We start from the raw sequence: 22402 nt of genomic DNA on the forward strand, positions 1-22402 counted from the left end.
AATGAAAAAAGGCCGGTATTTTCGCCCAGCCGGCCCCCGCGGGGCAATGACAGATCGGCAGATGCCTGATGCAAGGCACCGGCTTGAGTCATCCGACTGGTCAAAAACCACTCATCAGCCAATATCAAAACTTTTTGATACAGCTATTGCCCACCCCGAAACCCGCGACTAGACTGCGCGACCTATGAGTCTGCGCCTGCCCGAAATCCGCCACGACGATTGCGACCAGTTGGCTGCCCTGTGCAAGGCCGGCGGTGATCCGCTGCGACTGAACGTGCTGCGCGCCCTGGCCAACGATTCGTTCGGCGTACTCGAGCTGGCGCATATCTTCGGCGTCCGCCAGTCGGGCATGAGCCATCACCTCAAGGTGCTGTCCCAGGCCGGCCTGGTCGCCACCCGCCGCGAAGGCAACGCGATCTTCTATCGCCGCGCCCTGCCCCAGGGCGAAAGCCTGGGTGGAACGCTGCACGGCGCGCTGCTCGACGAGGTCGACGAACTGGCGTTGCCGGACGACGTCAGCGCACGAATCACCGGCGTGCATGCCCAGCGTGCCGCCGTGAGCCGCGACTATTTCGCCCGCAGTGCGGAGAAGTTCCAGGCCACGCAGGACCTGATCGCAGGACTGCCGCAATACCGCGAAAGCGTGCTGGCGCTGCTCGATGCCCTGAGCTTCGCCCCTGGCGCCACGGCGCTGGAAGTGGGCCCCGGTGACGGTGGATTCCTCCCCGAACTGGCCCGTCGCTTCGAAGCGGTCACCGCGCTGGACAACAGCGAGGCGATGCTCGACATGGCGCGGCAACGTTGCGCCAGCGAAGGTTTGAATAACGTCCGGCTGCGGCTGGCCGACGCCCTGCAGGACGCCGACGACGCGGCGGACTGCGTGGTGCTGAACATGGTGCTGCATCACTTCGCCGCACCGGCGGAAGCCCTGAAGCAACTGGCGCACCTGGTGAAACCCGGTGGCAGCCTGCTGGTGACGGAGCTCTGCAGCCACGACCAGAGCTGGGCCCGTGAGGCCTGCGGTGATCTGTGGCTGGGTTTCGAACAGGAAGACCTGGCCCGTTGGGCCGACTCCGCGGGGCTCGCGCCCGGCGAAAGTTTGTACATTGGTTTACGAAATGGCTTTCAGATCCAGGTGCGGCACTTCGCCAAACCGGATTCGCGAAGCGTCCTCACCCACCGGTAAATGATAGGAACCGTTAGATGAGCGAATACTCTGTTTTCACCTCTGAGTCCGTCTCCGAAGGCCATCCCGACAAGATCGCGGACCAGATTTCCGACGCGGTCCTCGACGCCATCATCGCCAAGGACAAATACGCCCGCGTGGCCTGCGAAACCCTGGTGAAGACCGGTGTCGCGATCATCGCCGGCGAAGTCACCACCTCTGCCTGGGTCGACCTGGAAGAGCTGGTGCGCAAGGTCATCATCGACATCGGCTACAACAGCTCCGACGTCGGCTTCGACGGCGCCACCTGCGGCGTGCTGAACATCATCGGCAAGCAGTCGGTGGACATCAACCAGGGTGTCGACCGCGCCAAGCCGGAAGACCAGGGCGCCGGCGACCAGGGCCTGATGTTCGGCTACGCCAGCAACGAAACCGACGTGCTGATGCCCGCGCCGATCTGCTTCTCCCACCGTCTGGTCGAGCGCCAGGCCGAGGCCCGCAAGTCCGGCCTGCTGCCGTGGCTGCGCCCGGATGCCAAGTCCCAGGTCACCTGCCGCTACGAAGGCGGCAAGGTCGTCGGCATCGACGCCATCGTCCTGTCCACCCAGCACAACCCGGAAGTCAGCTACAAGGACCTGCGCGAAGGCGTGATGGAGCTGATCATCAAGCAGGTGCTGCCGGCCGAACTGCTGCACAAGGACACCCAGTTCCACATCAACCCGACCGGCAACTTCGTCATCGGTGGCCCGGTGGGCGACTGCGGCCTGACCGGCCGCAAGATCATCGTCGACTCCTACGGCGGCATGGCCCGTCACGGTGGTGGCGCGTTCTCCGGCAAGGACCCGTCCAAGGTCGACCGCTCCGCCGCCTACGCCGGCCGCTACGTGGCCAAGAACATCGTCGCCGCCGGTCTGGCCGAGCGTTGCGAGATCCAGGTGTCCTACGCCATCGGCGTGGCCCAGCCGACCTCCATTTCGATCAACACCTTCGGTACCGGCAAGATCAGCGATGACAAGATCATCCAGCTGGTCCGCGAGCACTTCGACCTGCGTCCGTACGCGATCACCAAGATGCTCGACCTGCTGCACCCGATGTACCAGCCGACCGCGGCCTACGGCCACTTCGGTCGCAACCCGTTCGAAATGACCTACGGTGACGACACCTTCACCGCCTTCACCTGGGAGCGCACCGACAAGGCTGCCGCCCTGCGTGACGCCGCCGGTCTGTAAGACCCGGCAGCAGGAAAAGCCCCGCCTCGGCGGGGCTTTTTCATTTCCGGCGTCCGACACCGATTGCCGAACAATCCACAGCGACTCGAGCGCCACTGCGTCTTTGCGGCTTCTAGCCTTGCGAGCTTTCGCAGCACGGATGCTCGCCATGAAACACCTGATCCTCGCCACCCTCCTCCACTGCCCGATCCTCGTGAACGCCTGCCCGCAGTGGCCGCCGGAACGCGCCACCAACGAGATTGGCGAACTGCAGAACCAGTTGGCCCGCTGGGACGAGACCTACCACCGGGACGGACGCTCGGCGGTGGCCGACGAACTCTACGACCAGGCCCGCGAACGCCTGCAGCAATGGCGCGGTTGCTTTCCCCAGTCCACCTCGGCGCCTGACACGCCACTGGCCAGCAGCGCCGGGACGACGGTCCATCCCTACGCCCACACAGGGCTCGACAAGCTGCCGGACGCGGCGGCCGTGCGCGAATGGTTGGGCCAGCGCGATGATCTGTGGGTGCAGCCCAAGGTCGACGGCGTGGCCGTCACGCTGGTCTATCGCAACGGCCATCTCGTCCAGGCAATCAGCCGCGGCGATGGCACAGCCGGTCAGGACTGGACCGGTAACGCCCGGCATATCGCGGCGATTCCGGATCGCCTGCCCGGCGCAGAGGGCCAACTGGTTCTGCAGGGCGAGCTGTACTGGCGCCTACCGGAGCACGTACAGGCGCGGCAAGGAGGGCAAGGTGCGCGCGGCAAGGTCGCCGGGCTGATGGCGCGCAAGGCAATCGGCACGGACGGCGATCGGATCGGACTGTTCGTCTGGGAGCTGCCGGATGGCCCGCTGGACATGCCCGCACGCCTGCAACGACTGCGGCAATTGGGATTCGAAGACAGCGCCCGGCTGACCGAGCCGGTATCGGACTTCGCGATGATCGACGGCTGGCGCGATCGCTGGTACCGGTCACCACTGCCCTTCGCCAGCGATGGCATCGTCATTCGCCAGGGTCGCCGCCCGCCTGGCCGCGCCTGGAGCGCCCAGGCACCCGGCTGGGCGATTGCCTGGAAGTACCCGCACCAGCAGGCACTGGCGGAGGTGCGGCGGGTCGAATTCAAGGTCGGACGTACTGGCCGGGTCACTCCGGTCCTGCTCCTGTCGCCGGTCGAACTCGATGGGCGAAACATCCAGCGGGTCAGCGCCGGCTCGCTGAAGCGTTGGCGCGAGCTGGACATCCACCCCGGCGACCAGGTCGCCATCGCCCTGGCGGGGTTGACCATTCCCCGGCTGGACGGCGTGGTCTGGCGCTCACCGGCACGCGCCGAGGTGCCGGCACCGTCGGACGGACAATACGGCGCCCTGACCTGCTGGCAACCCAGCCTCGGCTGCGAAGACCAGTTCCTCGCGCGCCTGGCATGGTTGAGCGGCAAGCAGGGGCTGGCACTTTCCGGTGTCGGGCCGGGAACCTGGCGGCGCCTTCACGACGCCGGCCTGTTGCCGGGCCTGCTCGACTGGCTGGAATTGACGCCGGAGCAATTGGCGCAACTCCCGGGGCTGGGCGAACGCAGCGCTGCGAATCTTCACCAGCAGTTCCAACTGGCCCGCCAACGCCCATTCGCCACCTGGCTGCGCGCGCTGGGAGCTCCCTCCGCCGACGCCCTGCCGACAGGGGAGAACTGGGCGACCCTGGCCGCGCGTCATGCCTCGGCGTGGCAGGAGCGGCCCGGCATCGGCAAGGTGCGAGCGGCGCAGCTGGAAGCCTTCTTCACAGCACCGCAGGTCGCGCAACTGCGAGATCAGTTGCACGACCTGGGTATCGCTGGCTTCTGAGCGCCTCAGCGCATCTGGAAGGCTTCCTGGTGGAAGCGGTTGCGTGGCATGCCCTGGCGGCGCAGGTCGCGGCGCAGCAGCTCGGCGAGTCCCTGCGGACCGCAGAACCACACGCTGGGCCAGCACCCCTGCGGACCGGGCTGCAACTCCAGATGGGCGGACTGCAGCCGACCTTCCGTCTCGCTGTAATGCACGCGCAGGTCGATCCGCGGCAGCGTCGCACACAGCTCACGCAAGCGGCCGGCGTAGATGGCGTCGGACGGTGTCCGAACGCAGTACAGCAGCGTCACGTCCGGGCAATCTGCCGACCGCTCCTGCAGCGACTCGAGCCAGGCGAGGAACGGCGTGATGCCGATTCCGCCAGCGATCCAGACCTGCCGCTCGCCCTTGTCGCGGCGAAAGTCGAAACGTCCGTAAGGGCCTTCCACCTTCACCGGATCACCGACCTTCAGACTGTCCTGCAGGCGCTCGGTGTAGTCGCCCAGCGCCTTCACGCTGAATCGCACTTCCCCGTTGCCCTGGTCGGCCCCGGAAAGGGTGAACGGGTGCTGGCCTTCCAGGCGGTCGCAGGTCAGGAAGGCGAACTGGCCGGCGCGGTGCTGCCATCGTCCCTGCAGCTTGCAGGTGACTTCCAGCATGCGATCGCCGGGACGTTCGACGGCGACCACTACGCCGTCATGGGTGCGCTGCCGGCCGATCTGCCCCGCCAGCGACCAGAGCGCGCACAGGCTGCCCGCCGCCGCGCAGAGCGCCACCAGCCAGCCGACCGGCTGCGTCCAGTAGCCCGCTGGCGCCAGCACCACGCCATGGAAGGCGAGCACCAGGTAAACCACCGCGAGGGTTTTGTGGACATAGCGCCACAAGTGATAGGGGAAGCGCTGCCAGAGTGTGATGACCAGCATCGCCGCCAGCAGCCAGGCCGACCACTCGCCCAGGTCCTTGGCCGAGCCGCGGAACACGTCGAGGAAGGTTTCCACCCGCGGCCCCTTGGCCGGCTTGGCGATGTATTCGGCCAGCAGTGGCCCGCCCAGCTCCATCAGGTAATGCAGCAGGCCTAGCACAATGGCGAGAATGCCCGCCCACTTGTGTGCGCGGTACATGCGATCGAGGCCGTCCAGCGGCTTCTCCAGCCAGACCGGGCGCACCGCCAGCAGCATGATCAGCGACATCAGCGCAAAGGATGCGACGCCGGTGAAGAGAATGGCCTGCTTGCGCAGCACCCAGATATCCAGCGCGGCTGGCGGGTCGATGTAGAGTGCCAGGCCGAAGCTTGCAGCCACGGCCAGCAGCACGATCCAGATGAGTTTCATAGGTCCTCCTTGGGGGCGCCAAAACGACAGGCCCAGACGGAAGCTGAAGGATTCTTCTGAATCATCCCTTAATTTCTTGTGGGAATAGGACAAGGACTGGCGATACCATGACGCAGGTCAAGCGCGGGGCTCTGCTGCCCCGGGCGCCTCCATTCCGGCCAGCCAATACCATGCGCCTGCGTGTCCTTTCCGATCTGCACCACGAACACTTTCCCGACGGTCGCCGCGAGCTGCCGGCGGCGCCAGCCGATGTGGTGATCCTGGCCGGCGACATCCACGAGCACCTGCAAGGTCTGCACTGGGCCCGCGAAGCGTTTCCCGACAGCGAGATCATCTACGTCGCCGGCAATCACGAGTTCTATCACTCCGACCTTGCCGACCTGACCCAAGCCATGCGCAACCTGGCACGGGCACTGGATATCCACTTCCTGCAGAACGATGCCGTGACGATCGGCGGCGTGCGCTTCCTCGGCGCAACCTTGTGGACCGACTTCCAGCTCTACGGCGAACGCGCGGCGGAACTGGCCCGCGAGCAGGCCCGCCAACTGATGCCGGATTTCAACACGGTGGACTACTTCACCCAGCCGTTCACCCCGGAGATGAGCCGCGAGCAGTGCGAAGCCTCGTGCGCATGGCTGGAGACGGAGCTGGCGCAATCCTTCACCGGCCCTACGGTGATCGTCACCCACCATGCACCCAGTGCCCGCTCCATCCCGGCGCACTATGTCGGCGACGCACTCTCCCCGGCCTTCGCCTCGAACCTGGAACATCTGGTGGAACGCTGCGACCTCTGGATCCACGGGCACGTGCACGAGTGCCTGGACTACCGCATCGGCAAGGCGCGGGTGGTGGCGAACCCCGGCGCATATCCGGGCGAGGACAGCGGCTTCGATCCCTACCGGGTGATCGATCTGGAGTGAAGGACTTTCAGGGCCGCAGGTCGCTGAAGAAGCGCCAGATCTCGGCGGGGCCATCCAGTTGCGGATCGGCCTGGCCCAGCAGGCGTGGCGGCCGGTAAACCGGCTGCGAGAGCAGATGCCCGCCGCCGTGCACCGTCAGCAGCTCCACGGGAGGACCGCCACTCGCGTCCCAGCGTTGCCGCTGTGTCCAGACCGGCCCGGCCTCGGTGAGGCGATCCTGCACGGGCTCGCCGTTCTGTCCATTGCGCCGCGCCAGGGCCGTCGCGGAGTCTTCGGCGGATAGCACGTTGCCGCGATCGCCGAAGCCGAACAGGGTCACGCGGCCACCGGCGTAGGGATTGATCGGGTCCCGCGTGCCGTTCATCAACAGGGCAGCCGTGGGTTGCCGGGCAGGCGCGCAGGCGTCGTTGTCGGCGGTGGGCAGGCTGGCGGCCACCGCGGCTACGCCATCCACCACGTCCGGCGCTTCGGCTGCCAGGCGCAGCGCCATCTGGCCACCGTTGGAGTATCCGGCGACGAACACCCGCGCCGGGTCCACCGCGCGCTCGCGCTGCAAACGCTCGATCATCCCGGAGAGAAAGCCGACGTCGTCGATGTTCAACGCGCGGGCGCTGTAGGACGCAACCCGCCGGCAGTCATTCCAGTGTCCCTCGAATCCATCGGGGTAGAGCACCAGGAAACCGTCGCGGTCAGCCAGCGCATCGAAGCGATAGCCGCTGTCGCGGCGCATGCGCTGGCCGTTGCTCTGCGAGCTGTGCAGCACCACCAGCAGCGCCGGGTGTTCGGCCAGCTTCTGCGGCACATAGAGCACGTAGCTGCGGCGCCGCTCGCCCTGCCGCACCGAGGCGTCCTCGCTGGTGCCAGTCAGCACCGGCGACTGCTTCAGCTCGCCAGGCACATACCACCAGGCGCCGACCAGCAGTGCCAGCACCAGCAGCGCGATCAGCGTCTGCACGACCCGTATCGCCACCCGCATACCGCTTCTCCTTGCCCGCCCGGCGGGCCTTGCGAGTCCTGGCCTGGTTCTGAGGCAATTGTCCTGAGGCAGCCCCTACGCCGCCCGTCCATGGCAAACTCTAGCCGTTGACTCCAACGTCATAGTGTTTGGTAACCAAGGATTCCGAAAATGTTCCGAAGCTCTGCCCTGACGGCCGCCCTCCTCGCCCTTGGCTGCGCCAGCCCGCTGCTCGCCGCCGATGCGGCCGGGCAACCGCTGACCGGCTGTGCCGCCAAGCGCGCCGCCATCGAAACCCAGCTCGAACAGGCCAAGGCCCAGGGCAACGGCAACCGCGTCGCCGGCCTGCAGACCGCCCTGGAAAAGGTGAAGACCTATTGCACCGACGCCAGCCTCACGCAGGAGCGCAAGCAGAACGTGCTGGATGCCGAGAAGGAAGTTGCCCAGCGCGAGAAGGATCTGCGCAAGGCAATGAACAAGGGTGACGCCGAGAAGATCGAGAAGCGCAAGGACAAGCTGGCCGAGGCCCGCGCCGAGCTGGAGCAGGCCAAGCGCGAACTGGAAGAGTAAGCGTCTCGCTGTAGGAGCGGATCTTATCCGCGATCCGATCGATAGATCGGTCTGAAAGCTTCGCGGATAAGATCCGCTCCTACAAAAGCGCGCGCGTCAGAGCGCGCGGAATTTCTTGTGGCAGGCTTCGCAGGCGTCTTCCACCGCGGCGAAGTCCTTGCGCACGCTCTCAGGCGTCGGCGCTACCTGGCGGGTGTTTTCGCCCAGGGCGCGGACGGCCTGCTCGAAGGTCTTGGCGTCGGCCTGGAACTCCAGCTGGCGCTGCCAGATTTCCGCCTTGGCGCGGGTGTCGTCGCTTTCCACCTTGTCAGCCGGCGGCTGGGTGGTCGGGAAGTACTGCCAGGGCTTGTCCGCCAGTTCACCCAGCTTGGCCGAGTTCGCACGGAACTTGTCCGCATCGAAGGGAATACGGCCGCGCAGCATGCCGCCCATGTCCTCGCTGGTCTTGAGCATTTCCTTGAACACCGCCTGGCGCTTGTACTCCGGCGAGTTGGGGTCCAGGCGATGACAGCCGGCGAGCGCCGTACCGGCAAGCAGCAGAACGAGCAGGGTCTTCAACTTCATGGGGGACTCTTGTAGGACGGCTGGACACGGAAGCGCCGGATTATCCGCCCCGTTCCCCGAATGATCCAGACCGCACGCCGGTCGCTGCGGCCATCCGCCGCAGCGCCACGCCATTCGTTCAGCTGCCGTTCAGACAGCGTCGGATCAGGCGGAAACGACGAAGATCGCGATGATCAGCGCCATGCCGAGGAACCATGCCAGCGAGCGCAGCATCGCCAGGTCGGCGATGTAGAAGATCAGATAGAGCAGGCGGCTGGTGACCCAGGCGATGGCCAGGCGGTCGATGGTGGCGGGCTCGGCGTTGTTCACCACGTAGGCGATGATCACCGCCGCGGCGAAGGCCGGGGTCACTTCGAAGCTGTTCATCTGGAAGGCGTTGGCGCGCTTGCGGTAACCCTCCAGGCTGGCGAGGAAGGTGCGCGGATCATGGTTCTGCCGGGGGCCGAAACCGCCGCCGGTGAACTTGGCGATGCTGGTGCCCACGTAGGGCAGGAAGAACGCGATCAATACGCACCAGAAAGCGATTGGCATGGCCCAGATCTCGTGGAGGGGGAAGCGCGTAGGTTAGACACTCTAACCAGAAGCGTCCTTGACCGTGCAGCCGGCAGAGGCGACAGCACGGTCAATGATTCAGCGCAAAACGATCTCGACGCGACGATTGAGTGTCCGCCCGGTTTCTTCGGTATTGCTGGCGACTGGGGACAGCGAAGCGACACCGTAGGCCGCAAGGCGCTCGGCAGCAACACCGTAGCCGCTGCCTAGCGCCTGGACTACCGCATCCGCACGCCGCTTCGAGAGGTCGAGATTGCCGTCGAGCGAGCCCGTGTTATCGGTGTGCCCAACGATGTAGACCTTCAGCTCCGGATTATCCTTGAGCAGTTTGGCGATCTGCTCGAGGGTGGCTTTGGACTCTGGCTTGATCTCAGTCTTGCCGGAGTCGAAATGCACGCCATAGACCGCGACCCTGCCGGCAGCATCGAGATTTTTTTTCAGCTCGGAGGACTCTTCGAGCTTGATCTGGTTCTGCGCCATCGGCTGGACATCGACGACCTCCTGAAACACCTCGGTGTCCCCTCGGTCGACATTGCGCCTGGCGATCAGCAACAGATAGCTGTCACCGTCCGAGGCTTGGCGTTTGCTCAAAATCAGTCGGCTGTCACTGTAAATGTTTGCATCGAAATTCACTGCGGGCCCAGACCGCCTCAGCAGGTTGGTCACGGAGTCCCCGCACTCGTCATACCCCTGACATTCGAAAAGCGTTTCAAATCCCTTAGCGCCGGTCGCCTGTTGATAATTGCGCAACACTTCCAGCGCGCTCTTTTGCCCAGGGATTCGGTAATCAATAGCGGTAATCCGCCCTTCCAGCTTCAACACGGCATCGTCGGGAAGGTTTTTCAGATCGCCAATCTTGCCCTTGGGCAGCGACACCTCGTCGAAATCGACTTGCTGGTAGCGAGCGATTTCCGCTCCGGCAAATCGCCCGATCAGTGGATGGTCGACCGAGCCTTCGACATCGGCAGCCTGTGCGGCAGACATGGTGCCCAGCAGAGCGAACGAACAGAGTAAGTAGCGCACTGGAAAAACCTTCGGCTTGAGGAGGTGAGTCGCCTTTTACCAACTCACGCTCCCCCTCCCAATAGCCCTCTCTACTTAAGGGAAGCCCCCTACAACTTCATCAGCAATATGCCAAAAAGAACGAGCGTACAGGCCGCCAGGCGCGGCAGGCCGAAGGGTTCCTTGAGGAAGCGCATGCCAAACAGCACCACCAGCAGCACGCTGGTCTCGCGCAGCGCGGCGGCCTCGGCGATGGAGCCCAGCTGCATGGCCCAGAGCACCAACCCGTAGCTGAGCAGCACGCAGAAGCCGACGCTCAGCCCGAGCTTCCAGTCGTTGATCCAGAACTTGGCAAAGGCGCGCGTGCGCCCGAACAGCGCCACCAGCGGGAACGGCAGGCCCGACAGCAGCGAAAGCCAGACCAGGTAGTCCAGCGGGTGCGGCCAGAGCTTCAGCGCGTTGCCGTCGGTCCAGGTGTAACTGCCGATGCACAAGCCCATCAGCAGCACAGTGGGGAAAGCGATCCACGGCAGCTTCGACCCGCCGCCGCCCTTGAGCAGGAACAGCATGCCGATGGGGATGAGCAGGATGCCAATGATCTGCTTGTCGGTGAGGTGCTCACCGCCGAATGTCAGGGTCAGCGCCAGCACTACCAGCGGTGACAGGCCGCGCATCAGCGGGTAGACGAGCCCCAGGTCGCCGACCTTGTAGGCCTGGATCAGCAACACGCGGTAGACCAGTTGCAACGCCACGGCGGCCAGCAGCCAGGGCCAGACTTCCGCGGGCGGTATCTCGATCCAGGGCAGCAGGACCAGCGCCGCGGCCAGGCCGACCATATCCATGCAGGCAACCACCAGCAGGCGGTCATTGCTGAATTTGACGAGGGTGTTCCAGGTGGCGTGCAGCAGGGCGGCCAGCAGCACCAGGGTAGTGGCGAGCACGAAAACGAACTCCTGGTATAGACCAGGATGATTCTACCCCGAGCCACCCCGTTGCCGGCAAGCGTGAGCTGTTTCGGACACTTCCGTATGACCCATCGGCCGGAACTGGCCTAGACTGGGCCTTTTCGCCAGCACGAGCGCCTGCCATGCCACGCCTGTTCAAGTTCCTGACCGCTTACATCCTCGTCACCCTCCTCTCCGGCTGCGGCTACAACGCCATGCAGGCCGGCGACGAGCAGGTGAAGGCCGCCTGGTCGGAAGTGCTCAACCAGTACCAGCGTCGCGCCGACCTCATCCCCAACCTGGTGAGCACCGTGAAGGGCTACGCCTCCCATGAAGCCGCCGTGCTGACCCAGGTGACCGAGGCCCGCGCCAAGGTGGGCAGCACCACGCTCAATGCCGACCAACTGGGCGACGAAGCGGCAGTGAAGCGCTTCCAGCAGGCCCAGGGCGAACTCAGCTCGGCGCTCTCGCGCCTGCTGGTGGTCACCGAGAACTACCCGCAGCTCAAGGCTGACGGCCTGTTCAAGGACCTGCTGACCCAGCTCGAAGGCACCGAGAACCGCATCACCGTCGCCCGCGGCCGCTACGTGAAAGCGGTGCAGGAGTACAACGTGATGATTCGCCAGTTCCCGCAGGTGATCACCGCGAAAATCTTCGGCTACCAGCCCAAGGCCAACTTCAGCGTGGAGAACGAAGCTGCGATCTCCACCGCGCCTAAGGTGGACTTCGGCAACGCGCCGGCGCAACCCGCGCAATGACCCTGCCGCGTTGGCTGCTGGCCGCCCTGCTGCTGTGCTGGGCGGTCATGCTGCAGGCGGCGCCGGTGGCCATCCCGCCGCTCAGCGCCCGCGTCACCGACCTCACCCAGACGCTCGATGCCGGGCAGCGCACGCAGCTGGAAAACCAGCTCGCCGGCCTGGAGCAACGCAAGGGCGCGCAAATCGCCGTACTTCTAGTCCCCACCACTGGCGAGGACAGCATCGAGGACTACGCGGTGCGCGCCTTCGAGCAGTGGAAGCTGGGCCGCAAAGGCGTGGACGACGGCGTACTGATGGTGATCGCCAAGAATGACCGTACGCTGCGCATCGAAGTCGGCTACGGGCTGGAGGGCACCATCACCGACGTGCAGGCCGGGCGGATCATTCGCGAACAGATCGTGCCCTTCTTCCAGAAGGGTGACTTCGCTGGCGGTATCCAGGCCGGCGTGAACAGCCTGATCGCGCTGATCGAGCCCCCGGTTAACGCCGCCACCCCGGACAGCTCCGATGACGAGCTGCCTCGAACCGGTCCGGCGGAGAACTACAGCGACGCTTACTCGAACCGCAACGCGACCGCTGCCGAGGAAATCCCGCCCACCCGCCTGGCGGCAATGCTGGGCCTGCTGGTCGGCGTGCCGCTGCTGGGCATGCTGCTGCCGGTGTCGTGGATGCGCCAGCGCAGCATGGGCCGCTACCTACTGTGCAGCGTATTGGTCGGCGGTATTGCTGCCGGCGTGCTGCTGTTCAGCGAGGCTAATCCCGAAGCGCTGCAACAACAGATGATTGGCGCCTTCTCGATCCCGCTGGTGCTGTACATCTTCTTCCTGCCGCCGATGTGGCTGACCATGGGCGTGCTGCAACTGCTCATGACGATCATCAGCTCGATCGGCCGCGGCGGGCGTGGAGGCGGCGGTGGCGGTGGCTTCCGTGGCGGCGGTGGTTCCAGCGGCGGCGGCGGGGCCTCCGGCCGCTGGTAATCCAGAGCCCTCAGAGGGCGGCGACGCCCTGCTCTTCCTCGCGGATCGAGCGCAGCACCTGGCGCTGCAGGTCGATGAACTCGGCGCTGGCGGCCATGTCCTCGTGGCGCGGGCGGCCGAGTTTCACGTCGAAGGTGGTCTTGATCCGCCCCGGCCCGAGCCCCATCACCACGATGCGATCAGACAGGTAGACCGCCTCTTCCACGTCGTGGGTGACGAACATCACCGTCAGCCGGTGGGTTTCCCAGATGCGCGTGAGCAGCTCCTGCATCTGATGGCGGGTCATCGCGTCCAGCGCGCCGAAGGGTTCGTCCATCAGCAGGATTTTCGGCCGGTACGACAGTGCGCGGGCAATCGCCACGCGCTGTTTCATGCCGCCGGACAACTCGTTCGGATAGGCCTCGGCGAACTTCGTCAGCTTCACCAGCTCCAGGTGTTCGTCGGCGATTTCGCGGCATTGCGCACGGGACAGGCCAGCGGCCTTGAGGGCGAACTCGACGTTCTGCCGCGCAGTGAGCCAGGGCAGCAGCGTGTAGGACTGGAACACCACGCCACGGTCCAGGCCGGGCCCGGTGATCGGCACGCCGTCGACCTTCACGCTGCCGCTGTCGAAGTCTTCCAGGCCGGCAGCGATGGACAACAGCGTGCTCTTGCCGCAGCCGGAGGTGCCGACGATGGAGACGAACTCGTTGTCCGCCAGCGTCAGGTCGATGTTGCGCAGCACCTCACGGCGCTCCTTGCCGACCGCGAAGCTCTTGTTCAGGCCGGAGATTTCCAAAGTCGCCATCAGTTGCGCCTCCGGTTGTAGCGGAACAGGACCTTCTCGCCAGCGCGCATGGCCTGGTCGGTGATCAGGCCGAGGAAGCCGAGCAGCAGGATGTAGCCGATGATGGTGTCGGTCTGGAAGAAGCGCTGGGACACGGTGATGCGGTAGCCCAGGCCCGAAGTCGCGGCCACCAGCTCGGCCAGCACCAGCCAGGTCCAGGCCCAGCCGAGACTGATCCGCAGGGCGTCCCAGATACCCGGCAATGCGCTGGGCAGGACGATCTTCAGGAGGATGCGGCGATCCGGCATGCCGAGGGTGCGGCCGAGGCCGACGAAGTCCGCCGGCACGCGCTTGATCGCGTCCATCACCATCAGCACCTGCTGGAAGAAGGTGCCGATCCAGATGATGAGGAATTTCTGGAAGTCACTGGTGCCGGCCCAGAGGATGGTCAGCGGGACGAAGGCGACCACCGGCATGTAGCGCACGAAGTCCACCAGCGGCTCGGTGGCGGCCTTCCAGAAGCCGTAGCAGCCGGCGAACACGCCGATCACGATGGACATCACCGAGGACACTAGGAAGGCCACGGCGATACGGTACACGCTGACCTTGAGGTCCGACCACAGCGTGCCATCGGCGGCCAGCTTGAGCATGCGCGCCCAGACGTCGCCGGGCGCCGGCAGGAATATCTTCGGCACCGCGCCGCTGGCGCCGGCCAGCCACCAGAGCAGCGCCAGCAGGACGAACACGGCGCCGCCGATAAGCAGGAAATGGCGCTGCGCGATCGGCTTGCCGATGGTGAACAGCGGGTTGCATTTGCGGGCTTTCATGTCGGGCTCGTCGAACGGAGAAAGACGCGCGCCGGCTCGGGGCCGGCGCGCGCCATGTATCAAAAGATCAAGGCATCAGAGGATCAGAGTGCCTCGACGAAGCGCGCGTCGATGGCCTGCGCCGGGGTCACCGGTTGCTGCAGGATGCCAGCTTCGCTGGCGGCTTTCTGGATGTGCTCGAACGAGCCCTTCTGGAAGGCGCCCTTCAGCTCGGCCTGGTTCTCTTTCACCGAGTAGAAGTGCACGCCGTCGAAAGCGCTGGTCAGTTCGGACTCGTCGGCACCCACACCCTTGGCGATGGCGGCGCGGCCTTCGGCGCTCTTCTCGTTGTAGTGCTTGAGACCGGCTTCCCAGCTCTTGATCAGCGCCAGCACCTGGCCGGGACGCTCCTTCAGCACCTCGTCGCGCACCACGAACACGTCGCTGATGATGCCCGGGTCATCCGAGCCCTTGTACAGCAGGTTGACCTTGGGGTTCTGCTGCTTGGCGGCGGACAGGTACGGCTCGTAGGTGACGGCGGCCGGGACCTGGCCGGCGATCAGCGCGCTGCCGGCGTTGGCGGCGGGCATCGGCACCGGCTGCACGTCGGCGATGGTCAGGCCGGCCTTGCGCAGGGCGCTGTGCAGGAGGATGTCGCTGGTGGTGCCTTCTTCATAGGCGACCTGCTTGCCCTTGAGGTCGGTCAGGGTCTTGATCGACGGGTCGACGATCAGCGCGTCGGCGCTGGTGCTCTGGTCCAGCAGCAGGACGATCTTCACCGGCAGGCCGGCGGCGACCATGGCCATGGCGGTGTGGGTAGCGAGGTTGCCGCCATCGATCTGGCCGCTGGCCAGGGCGGCGTTCATGTCCTTGTCTTCGGTGAAGTTGACCAGCTCGACCTGCTCCAGGCCGTTGGCCTTGAAGGCGCCGGCCTGCTCGGCGACGTACCACTGGCCGTAGCCCAGCCAGGGCTGCATGCCCATCTTGAAGGTGCCGGCCTCAGGCTTGGTGTCGGCCTTGATCGCGGCGGCGTGCGCGGCGCCGGCCAGCAGCAGGCTGGCGCAGGTGGCGACGGCCAGTTGGCGCAGTGCGGATGCGAAGGTGGTGTGCATGGTCTCTCCCCGGTCATTGTTTTGCAGCGGCATTCTCTGGGAATGGAGCACTGCTGGATCGGCGGGGAGCTTGCGTCGGCCCATGCCCGCCGTGGGCGGGCACAGGCTCACATTCAATCGACGCAAATGCAAAGGTTTTCGCCGCGGTTCGGCTTGGCTCCGGGCACGCTGGCAATCACCTTGGCGAGCCAGCCATCAGGGCTGGGGAATGGCGTCGTCCTTGAACTGGTCCTTGATGTACTTGATCTCGGTGCGACCGTGGGGCGCCGGTTGGCCATCGGGGCCGATGTTCACGAAGACCATCTTGTCGACCGTGAGGATGCTCTTGCGGGTGATCTTGTTGCGCACCTCGCAAGTCAGGGTGATCGAGGTGCGGCCGAACTCGGTGGCGGTGATGCCCAGCTCGATGATGTCACCCTGGCGCGCGGAACTGACGAAATTGATCTCCGAGATGAACTTGGTGACCACGCGCTGGTTGCCCAGCTGGATGATGGCGTAGATCGCCGCCTCTTCGTCGATCCATTTCAGAAGGCTGCCGCCGAACAGGGTGCCGTTCGGGTTGAGGTCTTCAGGCTTGACCCATTTGCGGGTGTGGAAATTCATGGAAGCTCCTTCTTGGGAGGTTGCGCCTCGTGAGCGCGATGACGGGGAAAGCCCCGCCGGCTATGCAAGTCTGGACCCGGCCGGTGCCAGATAACTTGCCATGACTCAGACCTGTTCAACATCTTGCGAGCTAGAGCAGAACAAGGCGGAAACAGGCTGAAAAAGCGGAGTTTACGTTCTGTAAATGAGCATTTTTCAGCCTGTTTCCAACGCAGTTATGCCGACGCGCAGCAGATGTTCAGCCGAGCCCGGCTTCGGCGCGGTACTGCGCCGCCTCGTCGACCAGCCAGTCGCGGAAAGCGCCCAGGGTCGCCGATTCCACCTTGCGCTCGGGAATCATCAGGTAATAGGCATTTTCGCTCAAATAGGCATGTTGCATCGGCACGATAAGCCGCCCATCCGCCAACTCGTGCTGGATCAGCATCGGCGGGATCAGCGCCACGCCCATGCCGTGCATCGCCGCCTGGGCGAGCATGGAGAACAGCTCGTAGCGCGTGCCGCTCATGTCGTGCGCCACGCTCATCCCGAGCGAACCGAACCACTGGCGCCAGGCGTAGGGCCGGGTGGTCTGTTGCATCAGCGGCAACTCGGCGATCTGCACGGCGGACAGCTCGGTGCGGCCATCCAGCAATTCCGGTGAGCACACCGGCACCGGATTCTCGTGCATGAGGAAGTTGGCCACCGTGCCGGACCACACGCCGTCGCCGAAATACAGCGCCGCGTCGAACTCGGTGTCGGCGAACAGGAAGGGCCGAGTGCGGTTGGTCATGTTCACCGTGACTTCCGGGTGCAGGCGCTTGAAGTCCTTCAGCCGTGGCAGCAGCCATTGCGTCGCAAAGGTCGGCACCACTGCGAGTTCCAGGGTACCGCCGCCCTGCTGGCCCATCACCGCCAGGGTGTCGCGCTCCACGGCGTCCAGGCGCTGGGCGACGCGGCGGCTGTAATTCAGCCCGGCCTCGGTCAGCTTCACCCCGCGCCGCGAGCGGCGGAACAGCTCGACGCCGAGGAACTCCTCCAGCGTGGCGATCTGCCGGCAGATGGCGCTCTGGGTCAGCGACAGCTCGTCGGCAGCCTTGGTAAAGCTCTCATGACGGGCGGCGGACTCGAAGGCGACCAGCGCCGCGGTGGTCGGGATCTTGCGTCGCATCGAATGCCTCTTCGGAATATCGTGATGCGCAGGAATCGCCAAAAAGGCCTGAAATAGAGGCGAACAGGCAAAATCCAGCAACAGCCAAGCGATTACGGATTGACAAAATAGCACAACAGCGTGCGAATTAGTCGGTTGCCCGGCTTCCCGACGGCTGACTAGGATGGCCCACACCGAGCCCGCCTAGACTTGTGCGGGTCATTCACCGTCTGCGTTCGAGGTTCTCCATGGCGACCAAAGCAAGCTTCAACTGGGAAGATCCGCTGCTGCTGGATCAGCAACTCACCGAAGAAGAGCGCATGGTGCGCGACAGCGCCCAGCAGTTCGCCCAGGACAAGCTGGCCCCGCGCGTGCTGGAAGCCTTCCGCCACGAGCAGACCGACCCTGCGATCTTCCGCGAGATGGGCGAAACCGGCCTGCTCGGCGCGACCATCCCCGAACAATACGGCGGCAGCGGCCTGAACTACGTGTGCTACGGCCTGATCGCCCGCGAAGTCGAGCGCATCGATTCCGGCTACCGCTCGATGATGAGCGTGCAGTCCTCCCTGGTGATGGTGCCGATCAACGAATTCGGCAACGAAGCCACCAAGCAGAAATACCTGCCGAAACTGGCCAGCGGCGAATACATCGGCTGCTTCGGCCTGACCGAGCCGGACCACGGCTCCGACCCGGGCTCGATGATCACCCGCGCCAAGAAAGTCGACGGCGGCTACCGCCTGACCGGCGCCAAGATGTGGATCACCAACAGCCCGATCGCCGACGTCTTCGTGGTCTGGGCCAAGGATGACGAAGGCCAGATCCGCGGCTTCGTCCTGGAAAAAGGCTGGGAAGGCCTGTCCGCCCCGGCGATCCACGGCAAGGTCGGCCTGCGCGCCTCGATCACCGGCGAGATCGTGATGAACAACGTGTTCTGCCCGGAAGAAAACGCCTTCCCGGACGTGCGCGGCCTGCGTGGTCCGTTCACCTGCCTGAACTCCGCCCGCTACGGTATCTCCTGGGGTGCCCTGGGTGCCGCCGAAGCCTGCTGGCACACCGCTCGCCAATACACCCTGGACCGCAAGCAGTTCGGCCGCCCGCTGGCTGCCAACCAGCTGATCCAGAAGAAGCTGGCCGACATGCAGACCGACATCGCCCTCGCCCTGCAAGGCTGCCTGCGCCTGGGCCGGATGAAGGACGAAGGCACTGCTGCCGTCGAAATCACTTCGATCATGAAGCGCAACAGCTGCGGCAAGGCCCTGGACATCGCCCGCCTGGCCCGCGACATGCTCGGCGGCAATGGCATCTCCGACGAGTTCGGTGTGGCCCGCCACCTGGTCAACCTGGAAGTGGTCAACACCTACGAAGGTACCCACGACGTCCACGCGCTGATCCTCGGCCGCGCCCAGACCGGCATCCAGGCGTTCTTCTAAGTAATGCCTCGCGCTGGCCCTCCCGGGTCAGCGCACGCTTTACCTCTCGCCCGAGAGGCCCCGGGGAGGACCGTGGAGTCCCCGCACCGCGTCCTCCCCGCCCCTATCCAAGCTGCAGGTGATTGCATGTCCGGCGCCCTTTCGCACATCCGTGTCCTCGACCTCTCCCGCGTTCTCGCCGGCCCCTGGGCCGGGCAGATCCTCGCCGACCTCGGCGCGGAAGTGATCAAGATCGAGCGTCCCGGCAGCGGCGACGACACCCGCGCCTGGGGCCCGCCGTTCCTCAAGGACGCCGATGGCCGCGACACCAGCGAAGCGGCGTATTACCTGTCAGCGAACCGCAACAAGAAGTCCCTGACCATCGACTTCACCCAGCCCGAAGGCCAGCGCCTGGTGCGCGAGCTCGCCGCCAAGGCCGACATCGTGCTGGAGAACTTCAAGGTTGGCGGCCTGAAAGCCTACGGCCTGGACTACGAGTCGCTGAAAGCGCTGAACCCGAAGCTGATCTACTGCTCGATCACCGGCTTCGGCCAGTTCGGCCCCTACGCCAAGCGCGCCGGCTACGACTTCATGATTCAGGGCCTGGGCGGCCTGATGAGCCTGACCGGGCGCTCCGACGCCGAAGAAGGCGCCGGCCCCGTGAAAGTGGGTGTCGCGCTGACCGATATCCTCACCGGCCTCTACTCGTCCACTGCGATCCTCGCCGCCCTCGCCCACCGCGATGTCAGCGGCATTGGCCAGCACATCGACATGGCGCTGCTGGACGTGCAGGTCGCCTGCCTGGCCAACCAGACCCTGAACTACCTGACCACCGGCAACCCGCCGCGTCGCCTGGGCAACGCGCACCCGAACATCGTGCCGTACCAGGACTTCCCCACCGCCGACGGTGACCTGATCCTCACCGTCGGCAACGACGGCCAGTTCCGCAAGTTCGCCGAACTGGCGGGCCACCCGGAATGGGCCACCGACGAGCGCTTCGCCACCAACCAGGCGCGCGTGGCGCACCGCGAGGTGCTGATCCCGCTGATCCGCCAGGCCACCGTGATGCGTACCACCGCCGAGTGGATCGCTGTGCTGGAACAGGCCAGCGTGCCGTGCGGGCCGATCAACGATCTCGCGCAGGTGTTCGCCGATCCGCAGGTGATCGCCCGCGGCCTGCGCGTCGACCTGCCGCATCCGCTCGCCGGCACAGTGCCGCAGGTGGCCAGCCCGATCCGCCTGTCCGAGACCCCGGTCGAATACCGCAACGCCCCGCCGACCCTTGGCCAGCACACGCAGGAAATCCTCGAAGGCGTGCTCGGCCTGGACCAGGCAGCCATCGGCAAGCTGCGCGACGGCGGCGTGATTTGACGTTCCCGTAGGGCGAATAACGCCTCAAGCGTTATCCGCCGTCCGTCGGTTCTGAAGCCAGAAGCGGCGGATAAAGCGTTCCGCTTTATGCGCCCTACAACTGACCATCGGCGCCCGCTCCAGCGGACGCCACCGATCCCCGCAACGACGCCCGCGCCAGGGTTTTCACGGCCCCTGGCGCGGGCGCGACGGGGATCCCGGCCGCGACTCACTGCGCGAACGCGACCAAAAGCCTTTGGCTTGTCATGCGCCATGGCTATAATCCGCAAGCTTCAATAACGGCCGGCACTGTCCGGTCGTTCCCGCCACCTGTCCGAGGGGCGCTGCAGCAGGTCGATTCACTTCGATTTGTCAGGCTCGGATGGGGCGCGTCACGGTCGGCAGCCGCCGATCGCCAAACGCATCAACGGCGCCCATTCGCAGACAACGAATGGAGAGTTACGCATGAGCGCTGTCATGACGCCTGCCGGTTTCACCGACTTCAAAGTCGCCGACATTTCCCTGGCCGCCTGGGGCCGCCGCGAGCTGATCATCGCCGAGTCCGAAATGCCGGCTCTGATGGGCCTGCGCCGCAAGTACGCCGCCAGCCAGCCGCTGAAAGGCGCAAAGATCCTGGGCTGCATCCACATGACCATCCAGACCGGCGTCCTCATCGAGACCCTGGTCGCCCTGGGCGCCGAAGTGCGCTGGTCGTCCTGCAACATCTTCTCCACCCAGGACCAGGCCGCTGCCGCCATCGCCGCCGCCGGCATCCCGGTATTCGCCTGGAAAGGCGAGACCGAGCAGGAATACGAGTGGTGCATCGAGCAGACCATTCTCAAAGATGGCCAGCCGTGGGACGCCAACATGGTGCTGGACGACGGTGGTGACCTGACCGAGATCCTGCACAAGAAGTACCCGCAGATGCTTGAGCGCATCCACGGCGTGACCGAGGAAACCACCACCGGCGTTCACCGTCTGCTCGACATGCTCAAGGCCGGCACCCTGAAAGTCCCGGCGATCAACGTCAACGACGCTGTGACCAAGAGCAAGAACGACAACAAGTACGGCTGCCGTCACAGCCTGAACGATGCCATCAAGCGCGGCACCGACCACCTGCTGTCCGGCAAGCAAGCCCTGGTGATCGGCTACGGCGACGTGGGCAAGGGCTCCGCCCAGTCGCTGCGTCAGGAAGGCATGATCGTGAAGGTCTCCGAGATCGACCCGATCTGCGCCATGCAGGCCTGCATGGACGGCTTCGAGCTGGTCTCCCCCTACAAGAACGGCCTGAACGACGGCACCGAAGCCAGCGTTGACGCCGCTCTGCTGGGCAAGATCGACCTGATCGTCACCACCACCGGCAACGTCAACGTCTGCGACGCCGGCATGCTGAAAGCGCTGAAGAAGCGCGCCGTGGTGTGCAACATCGGTCACTTCGACAACGAGATCGACACCGCCTTCATGCGCAAGAACTGGGCGTGGGAAGAGGTCAAGCCGCAGGTGCACAAGATCCACCGCACCGGCGCTGGCGACTTCGATCCGGCCAATGACGACTACCTGATCCTGCTGGCCGAAGGCCGCCTGGTGAACCTGGGTAACGCCACCGGCCACCCGAGCCGCATCATGGACGGCTCCTTCGCCAACCAGGTACTGGCGCAGATCTTCCTGTTCGAGCAGAAGTTCGCCGATCTCTCCGCCGAGAAGAAAGCCCAGCGTCTGACCGTCGAAGTGCTGCCGAAGAAACTGGACGAAGAAGTGGCCCTGGAGATGGTGAAAGGCTTCGGTGGCGTCGTCACCCAGCTGACCCCGAAACAGGCCGAGTACATCGGCGTGACCGTGGAAGGCCCGTTCAAACCGGACACCTACCGCTACTGATGTGCCAGAGGGCAGACGAGCAATCGTCTGCCCTCTTTGCCATCTGGACGACCACCGCATGGACCTGCAGGACAGCTACAACCAGGCCTGGCTCTTCGCCGCAGGCGCGCACGCCGGACAGACGCTGACCGCCTCGACGCTGCCCTACGCGGTCCACCTGGCGATGGTGGCCAACGAAGTGATGGCGGCCGACCGCGAAGCGCCCATCGAGCGCCTGGCGGAAACCGTCCAGATTGCACTGCTGCATGATGTGCTCGAAGACACTTCGGTGCCCTTCGAGGAACTGCAGATGCGTTTCGGCGATTTCGTCGCCCAAGGCGTCCAGCGACTGAGCAAGGTGGTGGGAGACGGCAAACTGCCCTTCGATACCTACCTCGAAAGGCTGGCGACCGGCGCGCCGCAATATGCCATCGTCAAGCTGTGCGACCGGATCACCAACCTGCAGCCGCCACCCTCGACCTGGGCGCGGAGCAAGATCGCCGAATACCATGTGGAGTCGCAGCGCATTCTGGCCGCTCTGGGCCATGCGCACGAGCCCAGCGCCGAGCGACTGCGCGCGAAGATAGACAACTACCGCCGTTACTTCTGAAGTC

22 protein-coding genes and 1 riboswitch are annotated in these 22402 nt (G+C 65.2%); of the genes, 11 read left to right on the top strand and 11 right to left on the bottom strand.

Translation table 11 applies throughout. The features are described from left to right. Positions 1-184: 184 nt before the first annotated feature. The 3 genes from JVX91_RS02550 to ligB all read left to right on the top strand — a co-directional run bounded on the left by JVX91_RS02550 (position 185) and on the right by ligB (position 4210). Positions 185-1186 (top strand): metalloregulator ArsR/SmtB family transcription factor, encoded by a 1002-nt coding sequence (locus JVX91_RS02550; RefSeq protein ID WP_205337886.1) that lies wholly within the window; start codon positions 185-187, stop codon positions 1184-1186. 17 nt (positions 1187-1203) lie between these two features. Further along, positions 1204-2394, top strand: coding sequence for a methionine adenosyltransferase (gene metK / locus JVX91_RS02555; protein WP_169935922.1), 1191 nt, complete (start codon positions 1204-1206; stop codon positions 2392-2394). 148 nt (positions 2395-2542) lie between these two features. After that, complete coding sequence (gene ligB, locus JVX91_RS02560; protein ID WP_205337887.1) at positions 2543-4210, top strand: NAD-dependent DNA ligase LigB; 1668 nt, start codon at positions 2543-2545, stop codon at positions 4208-4210. Positions 4211-4215: 5 nt separating this feature from the next. Here ligB and JVX91_RS02565 read toward each other — a convergent pair whose 3' ends face one another. Continuing rightward, positions 4216-5520, bottom strand: a complete 1305-nt coding sequence (locus JVX91_RS02565) for a ferric reductase-like transmembrane domain-containing protein (protein ID WP_205337888.1) — start codon at positions 5518-5520, stop codon at positions 4216-4218. Positions 5521-5690: 170 nt separating this feature from the next. On the opposite strand from JVX91_RS02565, the gene JVX91_RS02570 reads away from it, so the two are divergent. Further along, the gene (locus tag JVX91_RS02570; RefSeq protein WP_205337889.1) at positions 5691-6440 is read left to right on the top strand and encodes a metallophosphoesterase; all 750 of its coding nucleotides are present in this window, start codon (positions 5691-5693) and stop codon (positions 6438-6440) included. A gap of 7 nt (positions 6441-6447) precedes the next feature. Here JVX91_RS02570 and JVX91_RS02575 read toward each other — a convergent pair whose 3' ends face one another. Then, on the bottom strand, positions 6448-7416 hold the full coding sequence (locus tag JVX91_RS02575) for an alpha/beta fold hydrolase (protein WP_205337890.1): 969 nt from the start codon (positions 7414-7416) through the stop codon (positions 6448-6450). A 150-nt stretch (positions 7417-7566) separates the two neighbouring features. On the opposite strand from JVX91_RS02575, the gene JVX91_RS02580 reads away from it, so the two are divergent. Beyond that, entirely contained in the window at positions 7567-7965 is a 399-nt protein-coding gene (locus tag JVX91_RS02580) for a DUF1090 domain-containing protein (RefSeq protein ID WP_205337891.1), read from the top strand. Positions 7966-8061: 96 nt separating this feature from the next. On the opposite strand, the gene JVX91_RS02585 is transcribed toward JVX91_RS02580, so the two are convergent. The 4 genes from JVX91_RS02585 to JVX91_RS02600 all read right to left on the bottom strand — a co-directional run bounded on the left by JVX91_RS02585 (position 8062) and on the right by JVX91_RS02600 (position 11024). Then, the gene (locus tag JVX91_RS02585; protein ID WP_205337892.1) at positions 8062-8529 is read right to left on the bottom strand and encodes a cytochrome c; all 468 of its coding nucleotides are present in this window, start codon (positions 8527-8529) and stop codon (positions 8062-8064) included. A 144-nt stretch (positions 8530-8673) separates the two neighbouring features. Further along, the gene (locus JVX91_RS02590) at positions 8674-9060 is read right to left on the bottom strand and encodes an MAPEG family protein (RefSeq protein ID WP_205337893.1); all 387 of its coding nucleotides are present in this window, start codon (positions 9058-9060) and stop codon (positions 8674-8676) included. A 99-nt stretch (positions 9061-9159) separates the two neighbouring features. Continuing rightward, positions 9160-10104, bottom strand: coding sequence for an OmpA family protein (locus JVX91_RS02595; protein ID WP_205337894.1), 945 nt, complete (start codon positions 10102-10104; stop codon positions 9160-9162). An 89-nt stretch (positions 10105-10193) separates the two neighbouring features. Continuing rightward, on the bottom strand, positions 10194-11024 hold the full coding sequence (locus JVX91_RS02600; RefSeq protein ID WP_205337895.1) for an EamA family transporter: 831 nt from the start codon (positions 11022-11024) through the stop codon (positions 10194-10196). 146 nt (positions 11025-11170) lie between these two features. On the opposite strand from JVX91_RS02600, the gene JVX91_RS02605 reads away from it, so the two are divergent. Both JVX91_RS02605 and JVX91_RS02610 read left to right on the top strand, forming a co-directional pair. Further along, positions 11171-11785: a LemA family protein gene (locus JVX91_RS02605; protein WP_205337896.1), complete on the top strand. Its 615-nt coding sequence runs from the start codon at positions 11171-11173 to the stop codon at positions 11783-11785. Beyond that, positions 11782-12762, top strand: coding sequence for a YgcG family protein (locus JVX91_RS02610; RefSeq protein WP_205337897.1), 981 nt, complete (start codon positions 11782-11784; stop codon positions 12760-12762). The genes JVX91_RS02605 and JVX91_RS02610 overlap by 4 nt, the downstream gene beginning before the upstream one ends. 10 nt (positions 12763-12772) lie before the next feature. Here JVX91_RS02610 and JVX91_RS02615 read toward each other — a convergent pair whose 3' ends face one another. From JVX91_RS02615 to JVX91_RS02635, 5 genes are all read right to left on the bottom strand, one after another. After that, positions 12773-13549, bottom strand: coding sequence for an ABC transporter ATP-binding protein (locus tag JVX91_RS02615; protein ID WP_205337898.1), 777 nt, complete (start codon positions 13547-13549; stop codon positions 12773-12775). Next, positions 13549-14355, bottom strand: a complete 807-nt coding sequence (locus tag JVX91_RS02620) for an ABC transporter permease (RefSeq protein ID WP_205337899.1) — start codon at positions 14353-14355, stop codon at positions 13549-13551. Before JVX91_RS02620 ends, JVX91_RS02615 begins: the two co-directional genes overlap by 1 nt. Before the next feature lie 83 nt (positions 14356-14438). Further along, positions 14439-15446 (bottom strand): ABC transporter substrate-binding protein, encoded by a 1008-nt coding sequence (locus JVX91_RS02625; protein WP_169935902.1) that lies wholly within the window; start codon positions 15444-15446, stop codon positions 14439-14441. 195 nt (positions 15447-15641) lie between these two features. Then, positions 15642-16049 carry an acyl-CoA thioesterase gene (locus JVX91_RS02630; protein ID WP_169935900.1) on the bottom strand — a complete coding sequence of 136 codons (408 nt, stop codon included), beginning with the start codon at positions 16047-16049 and terminating at the stop codon, positions 15642-15644. 238 nt (positions 16050-16287) lie between these two features. Then, positions 16288-17196 carry a LysR family transcriptional regulator gene (locus JVX91_RS02635; RefSeq protein WP_205337900.1) on the bottom strand — a complete coding sequence of 303 codons (909 nt, stop codon included), beginning with the start codon at positions 17194-17196 and terminating at the stop codon, positions 16288-16290. Between the two features lie 227 nt (positions 17197-17423). Between JVX91_RS02635 and JVX91_RS02640 the strand changes: the two genes are divergently transcribed. From JVX91_RS02640 to JVX91_RS02655, 4 genes are all read left to right on the top strand, one after another. Further along, complete coding sequence (locus tag JVX91_RS02640) at positions 17424-18605, top strand: acyl-CoA dehydrogenase (protein WP_192435917.1); 1182 nt, start codon at positions 17424-17426, stop codon at positions 18603-18605. Between the two features lie 126 nt (positions 18606-18731). Next, entirely contained in the window at positions 18732-19955 is a 1224-nt protein-coding gene (locus JVX91_RS02645; RefSeq protein ID WP_024764175.1) for a CaiB/BaiF CoA-transferase family protein, read from the top strand. Positions 19956-20264: 309 nt separating this feature from the next. After that, positions 20265-20377, top strand: a riboswitch (S-adenosyl-L-homocysteine riboswitch). A 22-nt stretch (positions 20378-20399) separates the two neighbouring features. Then, on the top strand, positions 20400-21809 hold the full coding sequence (gene ahcY, locus JVX91_RS02650; protein ID WP_205337901.1) for an adenosylhomocysteinase: 1410 nt from the start codon (positions 20400-20402) through the stop codon (positions 21807-21809). Between the two features lie 58 nt (positions 21810-21867). Next, the gene (locus JVX91_RS02655; protein ID WP_205337902.1) at positions 21868-22398 is read left to right on the top strand and encodes an HD domain-containing protein; all 531 of its coding nucleotides are present in this window, start codon (positions 21868-21870) and stop codon (positions 22396-22398) included. The last annotated feature ends 4 nt before the right edge of the window (positions 22399-22402 follow it).

Origin of the sequence: Pseudomonas sp. PDNC002, from assembly GCF_016919445.1 — a bacterium.
GTDB lineage: Bacteria > Pseudomonadota > Gammaproteobacteria > Pseudomonadales > Pseudomonadaceae > Pseudomonas.

Coding starts and splice junctions, on each gene's coding strand:
- JVX91_RS02550 (WP_205337886.1), top strand. CDS start 185: ATGAGTCTGCGCCTGCCCGAAATCCGCCACGACGATTGCGACCAGTTG.
- metK (WP_169935922.1), top strand. CDS start 1,204: ATGAGCGAATACTCTGTTTTCACCTCTGAGTCCGTCTCCGAAGGCCAT.
- ligB (WP_205337887.1), top strand. CDS start 2,543: ATGAAACACCTGATCCTCGCCACCCTCCTCCACTGCCCGATCCTCGTG.
- JVX91_RS02565 (WP_205337888.1), bottom strand. CDS start 5,520: ATGAAACTCATCTGGATCGTGCTGCTGGCCGTGGCTGCAAGCTTCGGC.
- JVX91_RS02570 (WP_205337889.1), top strand. CDS start 5,691: ATGCGCCTGCGTGTCCTTTCCGATCTGCACCACGAACACTTTCCCGAC.
- JVX91_RS02575 (WP_205337890.1), bottom strand. CDS start 7,416: ATGCGGGTGGCGATACGGGTCGTGCAGACGCTGATCGCGCTGCTGGTG.
- JVX91_RS02580 (WP_205337891.1), top strand. CDS start 7,567: ATGTTCCGAAGCTCTGCCCTGACGGCCGCCCTCCTCGCCCTTGGCTGC.
- JVX91_RS02585 (WP_205337892.1), bottom strand. CDS start 8,529: ATGAAGTTGAAGACCCTGCTCGTTCTGCTGCTTGCCGGTACGGCGCTC.
- JVX91_RS02590 (WP_205337893.1), bottom strand. CDS start 9,060: ATGCCAATCGCTTTCTGGTGCGTATTGATCGCGTTCTTCCTGCCCTAC.
- JVX91_RS02605 (WP_205337896.1), top strand. CDS start 11,171: ATGCCACGCCTGTTCAAGTTCCTGACCGCTTACATCCTCGTCACCCTC.
- JVX91_RS02610 (WP_205337897.1), top strand. CDS start 11,782: ATGACCCTGCCGCGTTGGCTGCTGGCCGCCCTGCTGCTGTGCTGGGCG.
- JVX91_RS02615 (WP_205337898.1), bottom strand. CDS start 13,549: ATGGCGACTTTGGAAATCTCCGGCCTGAACAAGAGCTTCGCGGTCGGC.
- JVX91_RS02620 (WP_205337899.1), bottom strand. CDS start 14,355: ATGAAAGCCCGCAAATGCAACCCGCTGTTCACCATCGGCAAGCCGATC.
- JVX91_RS02625 (WP_169935902.1), bottom strand. CDS start 15,446: ATGCACACCACCTTCGCATCCGCACTGCGCCAACTGGCCGTCGCCACC.
- JVX91_RS02630 (WP_169935900.1), bottom strand. CDS start 16,049: ATGAATTTCCACACCCGCAAATGGGTCAAGCCTGAAGACCTCAACCCG.
- JVX91_RS02635 (WP_205337900.1), bottom strand. CDS start 17,196: ATGCGACGCAAGATCCCGACCACCGCGGCGCTGGTCGCCTTCGAGTCC.
- JVX91_RS02640 (WP_192435917.1), top strand. CDS start 17,424: ATGGCGACCAAAGCAAGCTTCAACTGGGAAGATCCGCTGCTGCTGGAT.
- JVX91_RS02645 (WP_024764175.1), top strand. CDS start 18,732: ATGTCCGGCGCCCTTTCGCACATCCGTGTCCTCGACCTCTCCCGCGTT.
- ahcY (WP_205337901.1), top strand. CDS start 20,400: ATGAGCGCTGTCATGACGCCTGCCGGTTTCACCGACTTCAAAGTCGCC.
- JVX91_RS02655 (WP_205337902.1), top strand. CDS start 21,868: ATGGACCTGCAGGACAGCTACAACCAGGCCTGGCTCTTCGCCGCAGGC.